The organism is Pseudoalteromonas sp. S3776 (genome assembly GCF_005886915.1).
Lineage (GTDB): Bacteria > Pseudomonadota > Gammaproteobacteria > Enterobacterales > Alteromonadaceae > Pseudoalteromonas.
Genome location: NZ_PNCU01000014.1, coordinates 47,331 through 65,860, shown reverse-complemented (window position 1 = coordinate 65,860; position 18,530 = coordinate 47,331). Strand labels below are relative to the sequence as shown.

Sequence of the window (18,530 nt, the reverse complement as noted above, 5' to 3'; positions counted from 1 at the left end):
CGCTTAGATTGTTACTGAACATTTCAAAGCTTAATTTTTAGGGCGTGCTGATCTTTGCGGATTGAAATTTGTTCAATCTAGGGGCGATTAAATCGCGGCGTGAGGTTTGTAACCTAGTGGGCTAAGTAAAAACCGAGCAACAAAGAGTTTATCGCCCCTAGGCAGAACCCGAAGGGCAGCGCATGTTTGGCATTTATGCTGCGTTATCGCCTATTTATGGGGAATAACCACACTTCATAGGCTCCGCCTTGCCTAAACACCAAACATACTGCTGCAAATTCGACCATCAAGGAACAACACGCCCTAAATTTTACACTCGACAAATTTTAGCAAGTTTAATAACGTGCACAGCATTAGAGTTAATGACTAAAAGCCGATGAAAACAAATTTAATAACCCGCGAAGGTTACATACAATTACAGCAAGAGCACGACCATTTATGGAACGTTAAACGCCCTGAAGTCACTAAAATAGTGAGTTGGGCGGCAAGCCTTGGCGATCGCTCAGAAAACGCAGATTATCAATACAATAAGCGCTTACTGCGCCAAATTGATCGCCGCGTTCGGTATTTGCGCAAACGCCTACCCGATTTAAAAATTATTGATTACTCACCGCAGCAAGACGGTAAAGTATTTTTTGGTGCATGGGTAGAAATAGAAAACGAGCAAGGCGAGATAAAAAAATTTAGAATTGTGGGGCCTGATGAAATATACGACCGCAAAGACTACATATCAATTGACTCACCTATGGCGCGCGCCCTAATAAAAAAACAAGTAGATGATGATTTTGAGGTACCTACACCACAAGGTAAAAAAGAATGGTATGTAAATAGTATTGAATATCAAAAATAATCCCCCCATAACATTATTAATAGGGAATGACATTGATTCAGATCAGGTAAATTTTTTATTGTGTAATATATCTCATTAGGATATATATTAAGTCCGCAGGTTTATTTTTAACCTGATTTTTAAGGTAATGGCTATGTCAAACTTAGTACAGCGCATATGTAGTAATGCCGTATTGTTTGCACTTTTAATGAGTGTGAGTTTGACGCTGCACGCCAATACCACCGAAGTAAGTATAGATAACGCCAGTGTATCTAATCATTTTATCGCTTGTGAATTTTCTGACCAAGCAACCCCCGACATTGACTTAGATTCTCATGTTAATGCATTTGCTATTAGGTTGTTTCAACCGCTACCTAATGCAGTTTCATCTTTTTACCAAAGTACAAACCTAAACCGTCCTTTTAGTACGGCATATCAACGTGGTCCACCTAGCTATTTAATTTAATTCACAATTTTACTTTTTGATTAAATTTTATAACGAATAAGGTGACTACCATGTCTAACTTTAAAGAATTGCGTACCCAAAATATTTCTAATGCTGTTATTGCAAGCACGTTTGAAGAGCAACAAGCCGCTATTGATTTAACGTCTCCGGCATTAACCGTAATCAATAACTTTACCCAAAAAACGCCTATTCGCGCTCCATACGACACAACAATTAACGATGCGCTTAAACAGGTGTTAGCAGAGCATTCTGACTATGTATTGGTAACTGATGAGGCGCAAAAATTAATTGGTATTGTTTCAAGTGCCGACTTACAAAGCGCTAAAATTACAGCCATTGCACAGCGGTTAAATACCACTCGCAATGAAGTGAGCCTACGCTACATTATGACACCTATTAGTCAACTTAGTGGTGTAAGTATGCAAAGCCTAAGCTATGCAAGTATTGGCGATGCACTGCAAACAATGGAACATCAAGGCAGTATGTTTTTATTAGCAACAACCACTAATAACGAAATATGCGGTTTAATTTCGGCGCGTCAAATAGCTAAAACGTTACATATTCCGGTACATATTACCCCTATTGCTCACACGTTTAGTGATGTTTTAGAAAGTGTAGAGCACCCTCACTAAAGCGCGCTTTTTCACTTTGTAAGCTCAGCCAAGCCAACCATCTTAAAGCAAGCAAAATTGCTTGCTTTAAGAGCTTTTTATTACAACCTGCTGTGATATTATTCAACTAATAAATACCTACCAAACTCATTAAATAGCAACTTTAATAAGCTGGGTATAACAGTACCAGAGGGATTTTCTGGTTTTATTTTTTGTATTAAAAGGTTTATGCATGAGCGATATCTCTGCACGTTTAGCCACTGAGCTAAATGCACAACAGCAACAAGTTGTTGCTGCTACAAAATTACTTGATGAGGGCGCAACAGTTCCTTTTATTGCGCGTTACCGTAAAGAAATTACCGGTGGATTAGACGACACGCAATTACGCCTTTTAGAGCAACGTTTGTCGTATTTACGCGAGCTTGAAGAGCGCCGCAGCTTTATTTTATCAACCATCGAATCACAAAATAAATTAACGCCAGCGCTAAGTGCCGATATTACCAACGCGCAAAGCAAAACTGAGCTTGAAGATTTATACCTTCCTTATAAAGCGAAGCGCCGTACCAAAGGTCAAATAGCTATTGAAGCAGGCCTTGAGCCACTTGCCGATGCGCTATTTAACGATGCAAACTTAGACCCTGAGCAACACGCACAGCAGTATATTAATGTCGACCAAGGTATTACAGATACCAAAGCAGCCCTTGATGGTGCTAAATTTATTTTAATGGAACGCTTTGCAGAAGATGCTAAGTTATTAGCAAAATTTAGAAGCCACATTAGCCAACACGGCGCCATACAAAGCACACTTATTGACGGTCAAGAGCAAGCGGGTAGCAAATACCGCGACTACTTTGATCATCAAGAACCTCTTAAAAAGGTCCCTTCGCACCGTGCACTTGCTATGTTACGCGCACGAAACGAGGGTATTTTACAGCTAAGTATTAACCCAGAGCCAAGCAGCGAAAATGCAGCCCAGCTATGCGCACAAATGATTGCTGATCACTACCGCTTAGACGTGAAATATAAAGCAGCTAGCGCGTGGTTGTTAAGCGTTGTGCAATGGGCTTGGAAAATAAAGCTTGGCCTACACTTAGAAAATGAATTTTTAGCAGCCATGCGAGAAAAAGCCGAAACCGGCGCTATAGATGTATTTGCTAAAAACTTAAAAGACTTACTTATGGCCGCGCCTGCTGGGCCACGAACCACGCTTGGCCTCGATCCTGGGTTACGCACTGGCTGTAAAATTGCCGTAGTTGATGGCACAGGTAAATTGCTTACAACGCAAACTATTTTCCCCCACGCGCCACAAAATCACTGGGAAAAATCGTTGCGTACATTAGAGCAATTATGTCGCCAGCATAAAGTAGAGCTTATTGCGATTGGTAACGGAACCGCATCACGCGAGTCTGACAAGCTAGTAGGCGAACTTATTAAGGCTAATGCTGAGCTTAAATTAAATAAAATTATGGTAAGTGAAGCCGGTGCATCTGTTTATTCTGCGTCTGAATTTGCAGCGAATGAATTTCCTGATTTAGATGTGTCTTTACGTGGCGCGGTATCTATTGCGCGTCGCCTGCAAGATCCACTTGCCGAGCTTGTTAAAATTGAGCCAAAATCAATTGGTGTAGGCCAATACCAGCACGATGTATCGCAAAGCCAATTGGGTCAAACACTGACCGCAGTGGTAGAAGACTGTGTAAACTCTGTGGGTGTTGATTTAAATATGGCGTCGGTGCCGCTCCTTACTCGCGTGTCGGGGTTAAATAAAACCTTAGCGCAAAATATAGTAAATTACCGCGACACTAACGGCACGTTTACTAAACGTAGCGAACTTAAAAAAGTTGAGCGTTTAGGACCAAAAGCGTTTGAGCAAGCTGCAGGCTTTTTGCGAATTAATAACGGGAAAGATCCACTTGATAACTCATCTGTTCACCCTGAGGCTTATCCTGTTGTTAAACTTATTTGTGAGCGTAACAACCTTGATGTAAATAGCTTAATAGGCAATAGCGAGTTTTTAAATAAGCTGGTTGCTAATGACTACACCGACGAGAAGTTTGGCTTACCTACTGTAACCGACATCATTAAAGAGCTAGATAAACCTGGGCGCGATCCTCGTCCTGAGTTTAAAACTGCTGAATTTAAAGCCGGCGTAGAAAAAATCACAGACTTAAAACCTGGAATGATTTTGGAAGGTGTGGTTTCTAATGTAGCTAACTTTGGTGCGTTTGTTGATGTAGGTGTACACCAAGATGGCCTAGTGCATATTTCGGCAATTACTAATAAGTTTATCTCTGATCCTCGCGAAGTAGTAAAAGCCGGTGACATTGTAAAAGTAAAAGTGGTTGAGGTAGATGCCCCACGTAAGCGTATTAGCTTTACTATGCGCTTAGATGATGAAATAGACACAAGCAATAAACCCGCTGCTGCGCCGCAAAAGCAACGCAGTACCCAAGGCCAGCAACCGCGTGCAGCAAAACCAAAGCGCGATAACGGTAACGCCATGATGGGTAATGCCTTTGCCGATGCATTTGCTAATGCAAAAGTAAAAAAATAAACGCTGTTAACTTACTAAACCAAAAAAGCCGCTCATTGAGCGGCTTTTTTTAATTATGCTTAACTAGTTTTAACCAAACGCAGAAAAACCACTCTTGTTTTGTGGCGAGCTAGTCATTTGATAAAAATTAGCAATACGGCCAGCTCGAGCGTCTACTTCAGGATCGCGTGATTGCTCTGTATTAGTATCGCTTTGAGACTCAGCGGTGCTTGTTTCGTTTATTGATAACGCACTTTGTGGCTCTTGTGCTTGCGCTTCATCGTCAGCAGGGGCTGATAATTCAGCTTGTGCTGCGGCCATTTTTTGGGTTGCATCAGCCGCGATTGCCCTGTCGGCACTTGATGGCTCTGCTGGGGCAAGTGCGGCTGCACGTACCGTTTGCATTTTCTCTATAGTGGCTTGCGGATCGCCGGGAATTACAGATACATCAATTTGTACCTCACCGCCCACCGCGTAATTAGTGCCATCTGGTCCACGTTGATATTCATAGCTTGGCGAGCCTGCATACTGCCCTCCCACAGATGCATGAGCTTGTTCATGCACACGCACTTCAGTATCGCGCGCTTTAAGCTCTTTAATTTGCTGCTGTTCTATTTCAAGCTGTTGCTGCTCTAGTTCTTCCTCGGAGGTGTCTTCGCTTGCTTGTTGATTTTGTTGCTGTTCGTTATTTGAATCTTCACTGCCTTGCTGACGCTGCTCAACAGTTTGCTCATCATTCAGCTTACCGGTTGCATCGTACGTGGCAGAGTCTGCACTTGTTGGCAGCTTTGCTTTATCAGCATCACTTTGCGCTTTGGTTTCGGTATTGCTGGCGCTATTAGGAGCAGGGGCAGGAATAACGTCGCGCAGTTGGTTGTCACGCCGAGCGGTTTCCGTATAAACATTGGCGGTATTTATATTGATAGACGGAAATGGCGTGACAATATTCATAACGGTTAAACTTTAATATCGATTAACGTACCAAGCACTTCATCAGCCGTTTGAATAGATTGCGTGTTTGCTTTGGCATTAAATTCTTCGACTTTTAAATTAACAAGCGCTTCGTCAACTCGAGCGGGTTGTGCAACAGGCGCTGTTACAGCTTCATCTGAACTCGCTGCTGTTAACTGGCGCTGTTGGGCTAGCTGTGTATCGTCTTGCTCTTCAATGGTGGCACGGTTTATCTCTGCGCTTGCTCGTTCTATACCTTGGCTTGCACGATTAAACCCTTCTACACCACTATTAAATACTGAACCAATAGCCATGCTGTACCTCCAAAAAATAAATATTGTTTAATTATCGCTCACTTTATGGCCAAAATAAAGCTTTAAACAGGACCTTTCTTTAGGCTGTTTTAAAGCATTGATTTAACGGCAGATAAAAACTCTTTTTTATGAGAAATAAACGGTGCATGCGAAGCTTTGTCTAGTACTTCGTATTCAAACTCAGCATTTAGTGCTGCCATTTTATTAATTGCTTTGTAAGGTACCAGCGCATCTAAACGACCAAATATCGCTTTTATAGGCACTGGGCAATGTGTAAATACGTCGCGCAAATCATCATTTTGTAAAATGTTTAAACCCGCACTTAACGCTTCACTTTCTGGGGCGTTATACTGGTTTAACAATTGCTTTAGCTGCTTTATATCATCGCGTGCCGACTCGCTCCCCATAGCCTGAATAGCTAAAAAGCGCTCTATGGTTTTTTCTCGGTGATTAACTAATTGCTCTTTAAATTGCTCAAGCACGCTGGCTTTTATGCCAGGCCAATCATCTGCCTCGGCGAAAAAAGGGGTTGAGGCAACTAAAATAACTTTTGAAACTTTTTCAGGCCAATGCTTTGCAATATACAATGCAAACAACCCTCCTAGCGACCAACCCATTACAATAGAGCCAGAGCTAAGTTGCTCGCTTACGATTTCAGCCGCATCGTGAAGATTATAAGGGCTTGGGCAGCTATTGCTGTTGCCAAAGCCAGGCAGGTCAATACTGCGCACCGAGCCACTGTATAAAAACGTTAACTCTGGCTGCACTAATTGCCATACGCCTTGATTCATACCCCAACCATGTAATAAAACTAACTCGCTTTGCATATTTGCCTAACCTTAACCAAACTTAGCTCCATCATAACGGTTAATAATGCGAAAGCAACGCAAGGAGCTGTCAATGCAGCACACATTCTTTAACTGGCTGTTTCCCTCTTACTGCTTGCAGTGTCAGGGGGTTGTTAGTACTCAAGAGGCCCTGTGTAACTATTGTTTGGCAGATTTAAACATGTTTGATTTGAATAAATACAGCAATTTATTACACCGCCCTGATATTGTAGAAATGTTTCCAAATTGCGAATTTGATAAGCTCTTTGCCTGCGCTTTTTACCAACCCCCTTTTGAGCACTGGCTTAAACGCCTCAAATTTAATAATCAAATTCATTATAAAAAAGCACTGCAACAAGTAATCAAATACCAACTTGCTCTATTTTTTGAAAATTTAGCTACCCAGCCCGACATTTTTATCATTCTACCCTTGCATCAACGCCGTTTTTTAACACGAGGGTTTAATCAGGTCAGTCAAGTATGGCAGCCTTGTTTAGCCAAACACGCTTGCATTAGTAATGCGCTTACACGAAATAAAGCCACGCAAGCACAGTCCCGACTATCTAAAGCCAAACGGATTCAAAATGTAAAAAATGCCTTTGTATGTACACAAGATATGAGCGGAAAAACAGTGGCAATAGTCGATGATGTAATGACCACAGGCGCAACGCTCAACGCAGCTACCCGAGTATTAAAGGAAGCGGGCGCTAAACAAGTGTGGGCTTTTGTTACTTGTTTAACGCCACTTTAACAGTGTACTTAATCGCCTCTCACTCTAAATGTATGGCCAAAAAATAACGCATTACTGAGTAATCGACTTGTGCCGTACCAGTATCCTCTAAAAACGGGGTTATCGGTCATTGCAATAACACTGCCACGCCCGTATGAGTGAGCAATCATGGCTGCTGCACCGGCAATTTGCTGCTCATTTACGCCATCGGTAAACCCTGCTAGTAGTGGTTTTTGTGGGTAAGTGAGTATGTTTACGAACGGTGCGGATGATTTTTCTAATAACCAAGTGCTATTTTTAAATACTGGTAATGTTTCGCGATTAAGCGAAAATGTAAGTGGATGCGTGGTGTCTACATCGGTATTAAAAATAGCGCCGGCTATACGTTGTCGCCCAGCTAAATGATCTTTATCTGCGTAATTTAGCCCTTGAGTATTAAAAGCGCTGGCTACATCTTGCCTAGATAAATAATTAGCCTTAAGTAATTGCTGATCAGCTAAAAATTTAGCGCCGCCTTTGTGGCCCCAAATTACGCCGCCTTTTCTTACCCAGCTTTTAATGGCAACTTTATCACTATCAGGTAAGCCCGAATAATTGCCATTCGCTAGTACAATGTGGCTGTAATTATTTAAATCTAGGCTACCTAAACGCTCCATTTCTACTATGGTCGGAGAAATACCGACAAAGCGGTCTAGGTAATACCAAACTTCGCCTGCTTCGTATTGGCTTACACCTTTACCGCCCACAAGCAGTACTTTTGGCTCGTTTAATACTGCCATAGTGCGCGACCCTAAATCGGCGCCTTTACTAGTAAGACCGGTGGTAATAGGCTTTATCGCAATACCAAATTGGGTTTGCGCATCGTTTAAAATAGCCACCCAATCAGGGTCCGTTTGCAACCCAGCAGGAACGATAATACTGCCAGGTGCAAAGTCTATTTCGGTGGTGCTGCTTTTCGCTGTTAATGCGCTTAACGCTACACGCGCTTTAATGCCTTGCTTTAACAAGCTATTTAACATTTTAGGTGCTAAGTAATCATCCCAGGCAAAACCAAATGCATAGCTTTTCTTTAACGCAGCAAATGATGGTTTAACGGTTTTTTGCCACGCAGTACTTGCAACCTCTAAACCCCAACTACTTTTTACTTTTGCAAACTCTAAATTAAACGCATGGGCAAGGGTCCAGCCCGACACATCATAAAATGTGTTGTCGGCAAAGCTTTTTTGCTCGCTGAAAATAGCCTTAACTAATCTAAATTGAGGTTGTGCCAGCGGGACAAAGTAACTATTTGTAGAAAAGTTTTTACCATTGGCCTTTAGCGTTTTGGTAAGTGGGTAAGCATTTATTTGATGCTGCTTTAACAGGTTTAAAAATAGTTTAATGCGGGTGCTGTCTTCAGCGCCCTCAACCACATAGCCTTCAAAACTTTCATCATGTGCTAAATCAATTGCTTGGTTATAAAATTTTGCCTGATAGGTTAATAGCGCCTCACGGTTATCTACCGCTGCTTTAAAGGTTGATAGGCTGGTTAATAACTGATTTTTAATAGTAAAAGGAAAGGTAAGCGTACCGTTTATAGTGTCTTGTACATGCCCACGTGAGCTTGCTTGCTCAAATAAAATACCTATACCGCCGTTTACATCAGGGTAGGTTGAACCCTTGCCGTAATAAAAGTCGTCAAAGCTTTCTTCGGTAAAATAAAGGGCATTATTTTTGTCTAAGGTTTTAGCATGGTAATTGGCTATAGCTTTAGTAAGCGTTACGTTTTCATCTGGGGTGATTGGGTGCTTGCGACTAGCAATACCTGGTTGAAAAAAGTAGCTGCTGTTAGGGCCCATTTCATGAAAGTCGGTAAGGATATTTGGCTTCCATTGATGAAATTTAGCAATGCGTGCTCGCGACTCTGGGTGTTGTAGCAATAACCAATCGCGGTTTAAATCAAACCAATAGTGGTTTGTACGGCTACTTGGCCAGCTTTCTACGTGTTCACGCGTTTTTGGGTCGCTTGATAAGCTCATCCCCCGATTACTATTAGCCCAATTGGCAAAGCGAGCCAAGCCATCGGGGTTAAGTGAAGGGTCGAGCAAAATAACGGTATTATTTAATAGCTTTTCTATTTCTGGGCCTTGCGCTGCAGCAAGGTAATACGCAACCAATAAAGCGGCATTGCTGCCTGATGACTCATTGCCGTGCACACTGTATCCCATCCAAACTACAGCAGGCTCATTTTGTGTGTTTTTAGCTTGCTCACTGTTTGCTAAACGGGCTAAATGCGCTTGGCGAATTTGCTCTAAATTAGCGAGTTTTTCAGCGCTGCTAATACTTAGCATCACAAGCGGACGTTGCTCGTGTGTGCGCCCTATTACTTCAAAATTTATACGATTACTTTTTTGCGCTAATATTTCCATATAACGCACAAGTTGGTCGTGCCTTACATGCCACTCACCTACTTCGTAACCAAGTACGTCTTGTGGGGTGGGTATTGTTTTATCAAACTCTACATCTTGTTCAAAATAATACGAAAGTGGTTTTGCCATACTTGAAAAGCTAAGCATTGCCACCATTATAGTTACTATCCAGCGCATATAAATCACTCTAAAAATGTTTGTTATTTGCACGCTAGCATTGCTTAAAATAGATGCCAACTTTTTACGCTCAACACTAGCCGCAACACGATGAGCGGAGTATGATATGCAGTATCCGAGTAATTTAGTCAAGTATAGACGGTTTTATGATTTCTATTTCCGAAACAGCACAAGCGCATTTTGCTAAACTTTTAGCAGATCAAGCACAACAAACTAATATTCGTGTGTTTGTTGTAAACCCTGGTACATCACAAGCGGAATGTGGTGTTTCTTATTGCCCAGAAGACGCCGTAGAAGACAGCGATATTCGTCTTAACTTTAATGGTTTTGATGCCGTAGTAGATACAGAAAGCGCCCCTTTTTTAGAGGAAGCTGAAATTGATTTTGTTACCGACAAAATGGGCACTCAGTTAACGTTAAAAGCGCCTAATGCAAAGGCACGTAAACTAGGCGATAACGCATCGCTAAATGAGCGTGTTCAACACATGCTTGAAACCGAAGTAAACCCACAGCTAGCTAACCATGGTGGCCAAGTTAGCTTAGTTGAAGTAACCGCTGAAGGTATTGCTGTACTTCAATTTGGTGGTGGCTGTAATGGCTGTTCTATGATCGATGTAACCCTAAAAGAGGGCATCGAGAAAGAAATGGTTGCTAAATTTGATGAAATCACCGGTGTTGCCGATATTACCGAGCACCAAGCGGGCGATCACTCTTATTACTAAGCAATAATGTTAAAGCCGCTTATTTATCGCTTAGGGAGCAACCCTAAGTTGAGTTTAACGCGCTTTTTTCGCGGCTTAGCACTGTTTGTGCTAGCCGTGATATTTATTGCCCTTGGCTACTACACTCATTTTAGTTTGCAAATTATAGGCGTGGTTATTTTAATCCCTGCATTATTTTTTGCTGCATGGGGGTATAGCGGTATTTTTGCCAATCGTTTCTCACAAGTTTTAAAAGATATGGGGCCAAAAAATCACGACCCCGACCTATGGAAATGACGCGTTCGCTTAATCGAGTAGCTGATTCGTTGCTTTTAACTGCAAGTACTTAATAATTAACGTAACGCCGCGCATAAACATAAAGCAACTCATAGCCAGCCATAATGCATTATTTTGCCACTCTATAAACACCCAAAACACCCCAAAAAAGCCAACAGCAGCCGAAAGAATCATACTGTTACGCATATTTTTTGCCCGTGTAAGCCCTACAAATACGCCATCAAACAAAAAGCAGCTCATTGCTAACATAGGCAATACGATTACCCATGGTAAGTAATTTGTCGCCGCTTCTATTACTTCGGGCACATCAGTTAAAAGCTTAATAATAGCACTGCCAAACACAGCAAAAAATACGCTGTACAACACGCCAAAAAGCATTCCCCAAAACACACTTATTTTTACCCATAACCTGATATTATTAACGCTTTGCTGGCCTTTTGCTTGGCCAACTTTGGCTTCGCTAGCATAGGCAATGCCATCAAGCGCAAAGCTTACTAACATTAAAAAGTTAAGTAATACTGCATTTGCTGCAAGCGTTGTTTCGCCTAAGCGCGCACCATAAAAAGTCATAAAGCTAAAGCACAGTTGCAAAATTAAAGAGCGAATAAATATATCTCTATTTAAACTAAGTAGCTCTGTCATTTTGCTGATACTAAGCCAGTTTGGCACGCTTAGCGCCACGCCTTGCCTTTTAGCGAGCTTAATCACTAGTAACAACGCAAAAGCCAACGCGCAGTAATCTGCAATTAACGACGCCCATGCTGCTCCCGCTACTGCCCAGTCTAAATACACCACAAAATATATATCGAGCACTATGTTGGTAATATTGGTCACTAACAGCAAGTAAAATGGCCCACGTCCATAATGTACGCCAAGCATCCACCCTAGCAGCACTAAATTACACAGTGCGGCAGGGGCACTAAATATACGAATACTAAAATACTGATATGCTTGCGCTAAAACCTCGCTATTTGCGCCTGACAAAAAAGCGATTGCTTGTTTTATCAAGGGGGAGAAAGCAATAAGCGCTAACGCCACACACACAGCCAGCAATAAGCTACGTTTTAAAAGCGCAGCCAACTGTGTTAAGTTATTTTGCCCGTATGCTTGGGCTACTAACCCTGTGGTACTCATACGCAGAAAACCGGCGAGCCAAAATAAAATAGAAATAACAGTTGAGCCAAGTGCAATGCCCGCTAAGTAATGTGCACTACCTAAGTGGCCGATAACAGCAGTATCAACAATTCCTAACAGTGGGACAGTAATATTTGATAATATCATTGGTCCCGCTAGCAACAGCAAGCTTTTATGGTGTGCCTTATTATGTTTAAGAAATTGTTTCATTTAGTTTTAATTACTCTCATTTGTTTTTCAGTACGCGCTCATGCGGCGGTTATTCTACAGTATCACCATGTAAGCGAAACCCTTCCGGCTGTGACCAGTGTAAGCGCAAATACCTTTACCAAGCACATGAGCTATTTAAAAGAACACAATTTTAATGTTATAGCGCTAAATGAGCTAATAAACGCTATACAACAGGGCAAAAACTTACCTGAAAAAACAGTCGCTATCACCTTTGATGATGGCTATAACAACAACTACGAACAAGCAGCGCCAATTTTAGAAAAATTTGGCTACCCCTATACTATTTTTGTAAACCCTACCCTTATTGATGAAGGCAAAGGCTACGTAATGGGGTGGGAAAAATTAAAAGAGCTCGCTGGCAAGGGAGCGTTAATTGCAAATCATACCGCCCAACATGACTACCTGCATATCAAGCTAAAAAATGAGAGCGATGCGCAATGGCGGGCACGTATAAAACAAGATATTTTGCACTCGCAACAACGCATTAAAGAAGAAATAGGTCACGACTACAAATACCTTGCTTACCCGTATGGCGAGTTTAACAACACACTACAAGGGCTTGTAAAAGAACTTGGTTTTGTTGGTATAGGCCAACACTCAGGCGCGGTTAATAGTAATTCTAATTTTACACGTTTGCCCCGTTTTCCAGCCTCAGGCTTTTATAGTAAATTAGATACGTTAATCACAAAATTAAACTCACGAGCGTTTAATATAAAAAATCTAGACTACCAAGACAGTGTAACCTCGCAAAATCCTCCAACACTGAATATTGAGTTTGAAATGGGCGATTTTCATAAAAGCCAGTTTGCGTGCTATGTATCAAGTGTAGGGCAGGCTAAATTAACGTGGATAAACGACAGGACTGTAAAAATTGACTCGCCAAAGGCGCTAAATAAAGGTCGCTCACGCTTTAATTGTACCGCGCCTTCTATCAAGCATGCTGGTAGTTACTATTGGTTTTCACAGCCGTGGGTTATTCAGTAGTAATTACAACCTATATTTAAAACGGTACGTAACAAGCTATAACTCGTCTTACACCTTTATAGCTTGATGCAATAAGCGCTGCGTTACTTTATCAAGCGCAACAATTTCATTAGCGGCACCTAAATCTACTGCCGCTTTGGGCATTCCCCACACCACAGAAGAAAACTCATCCTGGGCAATGGTGTAACCCCCCGCTTGTTTAATACTTAGTAAGCCCTTTGCGCCATCGCTTCCCATACCGGTGAGCAGCGCTGCCACAATGTTTTTTGCGCCACACTCAAGTAACGAGTTAAATAATACATCTACCGCCGGTTTATGGCGGTTCACCGGTTCAGAATCATCAAGTTCGCAATATAAACTCACCCCTCTTTTTTTTATGCTTAAATGCAAACCGCCTGGGGCTATATACGCACACCCTGCACTAAGCTTGTCACCGTGCTGCGCTTCTTTTACGTTAATGGCACAAGTGCGGTCCATACGCTGGGCAAACGAGGTACTAAATACCGGAGGAATATGCTGAGTGATCACAATTGGCGGGCTATTTACTGGCATTTTTATAAGGACTTCTTTTATTGCTTCTGTGCCCCCTGTCGAAGCCCCAATAGCAATAACCTTGTTTAATAAAAATTGTGCATTGGTGGGCAAAGGCTCGCTCACTGTCGTGGCTTTTTTAAAGCTTCTTACCCTAGCACCTGCCGCCACACGCACTTTTTGCTGCACGACATACGCATATTGACTCATTTGCTGCTTAACATTCACAGTCGGCTTGGCAATAAAGTCCACCGCACCAAGCTCAAGCGCTTCTAAGGTGATAGGTGAGCCTTGCTGGGTTAATGTAGAAATCATCACAACGGGCATAGGTCTTAAGCGCATTAGGTTTCTTAAAAAACTAATGCCGTCCATTTTTGGCATTTCTACATCGAGGGTAAGCACATCTGGATTGAGCAATTTAATCATTTCTCGTGCTTGGTAAGGGTCTTCGGCACAGCCAACAACCTCGATATCGCTCGCCTGAGATAGTATTTCGCTCAACAAACGCCTTATCAGTGGTGAATCATCAATTATCAGAACTTTAACCATGAGGGCTCCTAAAACAGCTCTATGTTAGTCTCGGTGGCTTTATCTTGTTGCTTAAGGTTTTGCAGGTAGCGCACTTCGCGTTTTTCAATTGTATTGTTATGCAAATTCTTCAGCTTTTTTACGTGAACCTTGCCCGTATGCGGATGAAAAAAAATTTTCCGTGGCCACGGCCCTCCCATATCTTGTGCTACAAGATTAAGCGACTCTTCCTGAATATACGCATTGGCAAAGCTAATATTACCTATCCCAATGTCGGTCATGGCGCTAATTATTTTTCCGCCACCAAAGAGCTTTATTTTTAAATTTTTTCGTGCAGCGCCACCTTTTAACACTTCGTTGATCAGGTATTCCATTGCCCAATTTCCGTAGCGACAACTTAAACTATGTGCACTGTTTAACTCTAAACCTTTTTTTACCGGCAGCATAAAATGATTTACGCCTCCTATACCGGCTTTTTCATCATATACACACGCGGCTATACATGAGCCTAGTACTGTAGAAATAAGCTCATCATTTTTAGAGACATAAAATTCGCCAGGTAATATTTTTGCCACCACGCTTGTGCGCCCTGCATCCCAGTAACGTTTTATATGTTCAAACCCTGGGAGCACCGGCCTAAACTGTGCGTGCATTGTGTTGCTTTTGATACATAGTTTTCCCTAAATTTTTAAACTCAGAATGCTCTTTTCCCATACTCTCTGAGTGCCCTAAAAACAGATACCCATCACGATTAAGTGCATTTGCATAACGTTTAAACAAGGTGTCTTTTGTTTCTTTATCAAAATAAATAACCACGTTACGGCACAAAATTACATCAAAATGCCCTTTCATGGGCCACTCTTGTAAAAGGTTAAGGCGTTTAAAAAAAATGTGTTTATTTAGTTGTGGTTTCACTTTATATGTTTGCCCATCTTTGCTTTTTAAAAACCACTTTTTAAGTACATTGTTTTCTAAGCCATTTACATTAGCCGCGGTATAAATACCCGCTTGTGCTTTGGCTAATACATTAGAATCTAAATCGGTTGCTAAAATTTTTACATCCCACGAACTTGGGAATAAATCGGCAAGGGTTATTGCTAAGCTGTAAGGCTCTTCGCCTGTAGAGCAACCCGCTGACCATACGCGTACTCGTTTTGTTACTTTATTACTGCTAAGTAACTGCGGCACTATGGTGTTTTTTAAAAACTCAAAGTGGTGGGGTTCTCTAAAAAAGGAGGTTAAGTTAGTGGTAATAGCATTAATAAATGCGTCAAACTCAGCCTCTTTATTATTGTTTAAGTACTCTAAATACTGCGAAAAGTTTTTAAGTTTATGCTCTCTTACCCTTCTTGCTAAGCGGGAATACACCATTTCGCGTTTATGATCGCCAAGCACAATTCCGCATGCGTTATAAACCAACGTGGCAATATCTTTAAAATCTTTATCGGTACATAAAAATTCTTTCATTGTTATACCATCCCTTGTAAAGCAGGCTTGCTGGCATCTTAACTAGCAAGCCAATAGTGACTAAAACTCTTCCCACTCATCTGCTGAGTCTATAAAGTTTTCGCCTTTGGGTTGGGTATTTTTTAAATAGCCACTAGGTTGACGCGCTGGGGGCGCTGAGCGTTCAAAGTGCGTATTTGGCAATGTATTCATACCTTGCTGCCCGAGAGAGAAAAAGTGCAGTAATTGGCGCATCTCATTGGCTTGCTCAGCCATGGACTCACCGGCAGCAGAGGCTTCTTCTACAAGTGCCGCATTTTGCTGGGTCATTTCATCCATTTGCGCAACGGCTTTATTAACTTGCTCAATGCCTGCGCTTTGCTCTTCAGAGGCCTCGGTTATATCCGAAATCATTTGCGTAACACGTTGTACGCTTGAAACAATTTCTCTAAGGGTTTCGCCCGACTCATTTACAAGCACAGAGCCATCGGTGACTTTTGCAACGCTGTCTCTAATGAGCTCTTTAATTTCTTTGGCCGCTCCTGCTGAGCGCTGCGCTAGGTTGCGCACCTCGCCAGCAACCACAGCAAAACCTCTGCCTTGCTCACCCGCTCTAGCTGCCTCTACAGCCGCGTTAAGCGCCAGTAAATTAGTTTGAAAGGCAATTTCGTCAATAACACCTATAATGTCAGCAATTTTTTTGCTCGATTCGTTAATAGCCGACATACTCGTTACTGCTCTATTAACCACTTCTCCGCCTTGAATTGCTTTGTCGCAGGTTTCTTCGGCCAAATCGTTAGCAACTTTTGCGTTATCTGCATTTTGCCTTACGGTACTGGTCATCTCTTCCATACTCGATGCAGTCTCTTCAAGCGATGAAGCTTGCTCCTCGGTACGCTGACTTAAATCCGCATTACCTTGTGAAATCTCCTCTGCACCACTGGCAACAAGTGTGGCTGAGGAGTTTATGCGATTTATAACATCAGTGAGTTTATCTGCCGTGGTATTAGCATCTTGCTTGAGCTTATCAAACGAGCCTTGATACTCTTTCTCTATGCGCTTTGACAGATCGCCATTGGCCATTGCATCAAGCATTTGAGCGGTATCGCTAACGGCATCATCCACAATTTCCACTAAGCTATTTAAACCCTGCGCCAAGCGTAAGAAAAAGCCTTCTTTACCTGTTTCATCTACACGCGTATCTAAATCGCCTTTACCAGCATTACTCACTAACTGCGCAATTTCTTTTTCTATGGCGACTTCACTTGTTCTATCTTCCCACTCAACTACGGTGCCTATGCGTTCTTGCTCTGGTGTGAAAATAGGGCTTGCCACTAACCCAAAGGTTCGTCCACCTACTTTTATTTCAGCGCGATATGTTGTTGTAAGCTTAGCTAATAAGTTTTGCTGGTGGGCCGGGTTTTTGTGGAATATATCTATATTTTGCTTAATTAAATTAGTGCTATCAAAGTTTGGCAGCTCTTTTTTCAAATCATCTTCAGCAATACTCATCATCGATTTAACCGCGTTGTTCATATAAACAATCACATTTGAGGCATCGGCTATCATGGTGTTTGTTGCTACGGTATCAAGCGCCTGTTTTACTCTTAAGTTTTCTTGAGCTTCAGCGCGCTCTTGCTCTGCTTTTGCTACGCTATCGGTAATATCTTCCCACTCAACAATGGTGCCTAAGTGTTTACCTTCATGATTTATCCATGGTGTGGCAATCAAACTAAAAATAAGCCCTGCTAAACGTAACTCAGTTTTGTAAGGTTGCTTTAAGTTTTTTAATAGCTCGCGTTGATGAGCTGGGTGCTTATGAAAATCATCTACACAGGTGCCGATTAAATTATCGACAGAAAAACTAGGTAGCACACTTTGCAAGGCCGTTTCACGTGCTTTGAGCATTGACTTAACTTGATCGTTTACAAATACAATATTGAGATCTTTATCGGCAATCATTACATTGGCTTGGCAAACGGTTAACGCACTTGCTAAGTCCGCAGCCTTTTTAGACTCACGCTCTAGCTGTTTTTGCGCGGTGATATCACTTGCGTATTTAATCACTTTATAAGGCTTGCCATTTAAATCAAATATCGGGTTATAAGAGGCTTGAATCCATATTTCTTGTCCTTGTTTACCTATGCGCATGTACTCGCCCGAGTCGTATTCTCCACGCCCAAGCTTTTCCCAAAACTGTTTATACTCGTTTGTATTAGCGTATTCTGGGTCCACAAATAATTTATGATGTTGGCCTTTTATTTCGCTAAGTTGATAGCCTAAACCATTTAAAAAATTGTCATTGGCAGTAATAATTGTGCCATCAAGATTAAACTCAATCACCGCCTGAGATTTACTAATTGCCTCAAGCTGACCTTGCGCTTCAGCGGCCTGTTTTTTTTGCTTGGTAACATCTGTGGCAAATTTAATTACTTTTAGCACTTGGCCTTGGCTATCAATAATCGGGTTATAGGTCGCTTGAATCCATACCTCACGACCTCCATTTGCAAGGCGTTTAAACTCGTCAGAAATGAACTCACCGCCGCGTAAACGTTGCCAAAAATTTTTATACTCGCTGCTTTGTGCTTCGTCTGGTTCAACAAACATAGAGTGGTGCTGGCCTTGCACTTCTTCTAAGCGATACCCCATTGCATTTAAAAAGTTTGAATTGGCGGTAATTATTCTGCCACTCGGTTCAAACTCAATAACTGCTAATGATTTATTTAATGCATTAACGATTAAGTCATTACTTGATTCTGATTGCTTCGGATTACTAAACCATCCCATGCCCATCACCACCTTTATGTTTGTTTTTGTTGCTACATAGCACTG

17 protein-coding genes are annotated in these 18,530 nt (G+C 41.8%); 8 read left to right on the top strand and 9 right to left on the bottom strand.

All coding sequences use genetic code 11. From position 1 onward, the window contains the following. Positions 1 to 376: 376 nt before the first annotated feature. The 4 genes from greB to CWC16_RS06915 all read left to right on the top strand — a co-directional run bounded on the left by greB (position 377) and on the right by CWC16_RS06915 (position 4,460). Complete coding sequence (gene greB / locus CWC16_RS06930) at positions 377 to 850, top strand: transcription elongation factor GreB (protein WP_055015444.1); 474 nt, start codon at positions 377 to 379, stop codon at positions 848 to 850. A gap of 133 nt (positions 851 to 983) precedes the next feature. Then, on the top strand, positions 984 to 1,295 hold the full coding sequence (locus CWC16_RS06925; RefSeq protein ID WP_138541008.1) for a hypothetical protein: 312 nt from the start codon (positions 984 to 986) through the stop codon (positions 1,293 to 1,295). Between the two features lie 50 nt (positions 1,296 to 1,345). After that, on the top strand, positions 1,346 to 1,927 hold the full coding sequence (locus tag CWC16_RS06920) for a CBS domain-containing protein (protein WP_055015446.1): 582 nt from the start codon (positions 1,346 to 1,348) through the stop codon (positions 1,925 to 1,927). A 211-nt stretch (positions 1,928 to 2,138) separates the two neighbouring features. Further along, on the top strand, positions 2,139 to 4,460 hold the full coding sequence (locus CWC16_RS06915; protein ID WP_138541007.1) for a Tex family protein: 2,322 nt from the start codon (positions 2,139 to 2,141) through the stop codon (positions 4,458 to 4,460). A 69-nt stretch (positions 4,461 to 4,529) separates the two neighbouring features. On the opposite strand, the gene CWC16_RS06910 is transcribed toward CWC16_RS06915, so the two are convergent. The 3 genes from CWC16_RS06910 to bioH all read right to left on the bottom strand — a co-directional run bounded on the left by CWC16_RS06910 (position 4,530) and on the right by bioH (position 6,531). Beyond that, complete coding sequence (locus tag CWC16_RS06910; RefSeq protein ID WP_138541006.1) at positions 4,530 to 5,390, bottom strand: putative metalloprotease CJM1_0395 family protein; 861 nt, start codon at positions 5,388 to 5,390, stop codon at positions 4,530 to 4,532. 5 nt (positions 5,391 to 5,395) lie between these two features. Beyond that, positions 5,396 to 5,704, bottom strand: a complete 309-nt coding sequence (locus tag CWC16_RS06905) for a hypothetical protein (protein ID WP_138541005.1) — start codon at positions 5,702 to 5,704, stop codon at positions 5,396 to 5,398. 89 nt (positions 5,705 to 5,793) lie between these two features. After that, a complete protein-coding gene (bioH, locus tag CWC16_RS06900; protein ID WP_138541004.1) occupies positions 5,794 to 6,531 on the bottom strand; it encodes a pimeloyl-ACP methyl ester esterase BioH in 738 nt (245 codons plus the stop codon). A gap of 73 nt (positions 6,532 to 6,604) precedes the next feature. Here bioH and CWC16_RS06895 point away from each other — a divergent pair, with 73 nt between their 5' ends. Next, a complete protein-coding gene (locus tag CWC16_RS06895; protein WP_138541003.1) occupies positions 6,605 to 7,282 on the top strand; it encodes a ComF family protein in 678 nt (225 codons plus the stop codon). A gap of 8 nt (positions 7,283 to 7,290) precedes the next feature. On the opposite strand, the gene CWC16_RS06890 is transcribed toward CWC16_RS06895, so the two are convergent. Then, entirely contained in the window at positions 7,291 to 9,846 is a 2,556-nt protein-coding gene (locus CWC16_RS06890) for a M14 metallopeptidase family protein (protein ID WP_171037634.1), read from the bottom strand. A 146-nt stretch (positions 9,847 to 9,992) separates the two neighbouring features. Here CWC16_RS06890 and nfuA point away from each other — a divergent pair, with 146 nt between their 5' ends. Next, on the top strand, positions 9,993 to 10,568 hold the full coding sequence (gene nfuA / locus CWC16_RS06885; RefSeq protein WP_055015452.1) for a Fe-S biogenesis protein NfuA: 576 nt from the start codon (positions 9,993 to 9,995) through the stop codon (positions 10,566 to 10,568). Positions 10,569 to 10,574: 6 nt separating this feature from the next. Further along, positions 10,575 to 10,844, top strand: a complete 270-nt coding sequence (locus tag CWC16_RS06880; RefSeq protein ID WP_138541002.1) for a hypothetical protein — start codon at positions 10,575 to 10,577, stop codon at positions 10,842 to 10,844. 9 nt (positions 10,845 to 10,853) lie between these two features. On the opposite strand, the gene dinF is transcribed toward CWC16_RS06880, so the two are convergent. Further along, the gene (gene dinF, locus CWC16_RS06875; protein ID WP_138541001.1) at positions 10,854 to 12,188 is read right to left on the bottom strand and encodes an MATE family efflux transporter DinF; all 1,335 of its coding nucleotides are present in this window, start codon (positions 12,186 to 12,188) and stop codon (positions 10,854 to 10,856) included. Between dinF and CWC16_RS06870 the strand changes: the two genes are divergently transcribed. Further along, positions 12,168 to 13,193 (top strand): polysaccharide deacetylase family protein, encoded by a 1,026-nt coding sequence (locus tag CWC16_RS06870; protein ID WP_138541000.1) that lies wholly within the window; start codon positions 12,168 to 12,170, stop codon positions 13,191 to 13,193. The genes dinF and CWC16_RS06870 overlap by 21 nt on opposite strands. Before the next feature lie 48 nt (positions 13,194 to 13,241). On the opposite strand, the gene CWC16_RS06865 is transcribed toward CWC16_RS06870, so the two are convergent. From CWC16_RS06865 to CWC16_RS06850, 4 genes are read right to left on the bottom strand one after another with little or no spacing between them, the layout of a single operon-like run. Continuing rightward, positions 13,242 to 14,273 carry a protein-glutamate methylesterase/protein-glutamine glutaminase gene (locus CWC16_RS06865; RefSeq protein ID WP_055017969.1) on the bottom strand — a complete coding sequence of 344 codons (1,032 nt, stop codon included), beginning with the start codon at positions 14,271 to 14,273 and terminating at the stop codon, positions 13,242 to 13,244. Positions 14,274 to 14,281: 8 nt separating this feature from the next. After that, positions 14,282 to 14,905 carry a chemoreceptor glutamine deamidase CheD gene (gene cheD / locus CWC16_RS06860; protein WP_029774194.1) on the bottom strand — a complete coding sequence of 208 codons (624 nt, stop codon included), beginning with the start codon at positions 14,903 to 14,905 and terminating at the stop codon, positions 14,282 to 14,284. Beyond that, positions 14,889 to 15,719: a CheR family methyltransferase gene (locus tag CWC16_RS06855; RefSeq protein ID WP_138540999.1), complete on the bottom strand. Its 831-nt coding sequence runs from the start codon at positions 15,717 to 15,719 to the stop codon at positions 14,889 to 14,891. The genes cheD and CWC16_RS06855 overlap by 17 nt, the downstream gene beginning before the upstream one ends. Before the next feature lie 60 nt (positions 15,720 to 15,779). Further along, positions 15,780 to 18,485, bottom strand: coding sequence for a methyl-accepting chemotaxis protein (locus tag CWC16_RS06850; protein ID WP_138540998.1), 2,706 nt, complete (start codon positions 18,483 to 18,485; stop codon positions 15,780 to 15,782). Positions 18,486 to 18,530: the final 45 nt, after the last annotated feature.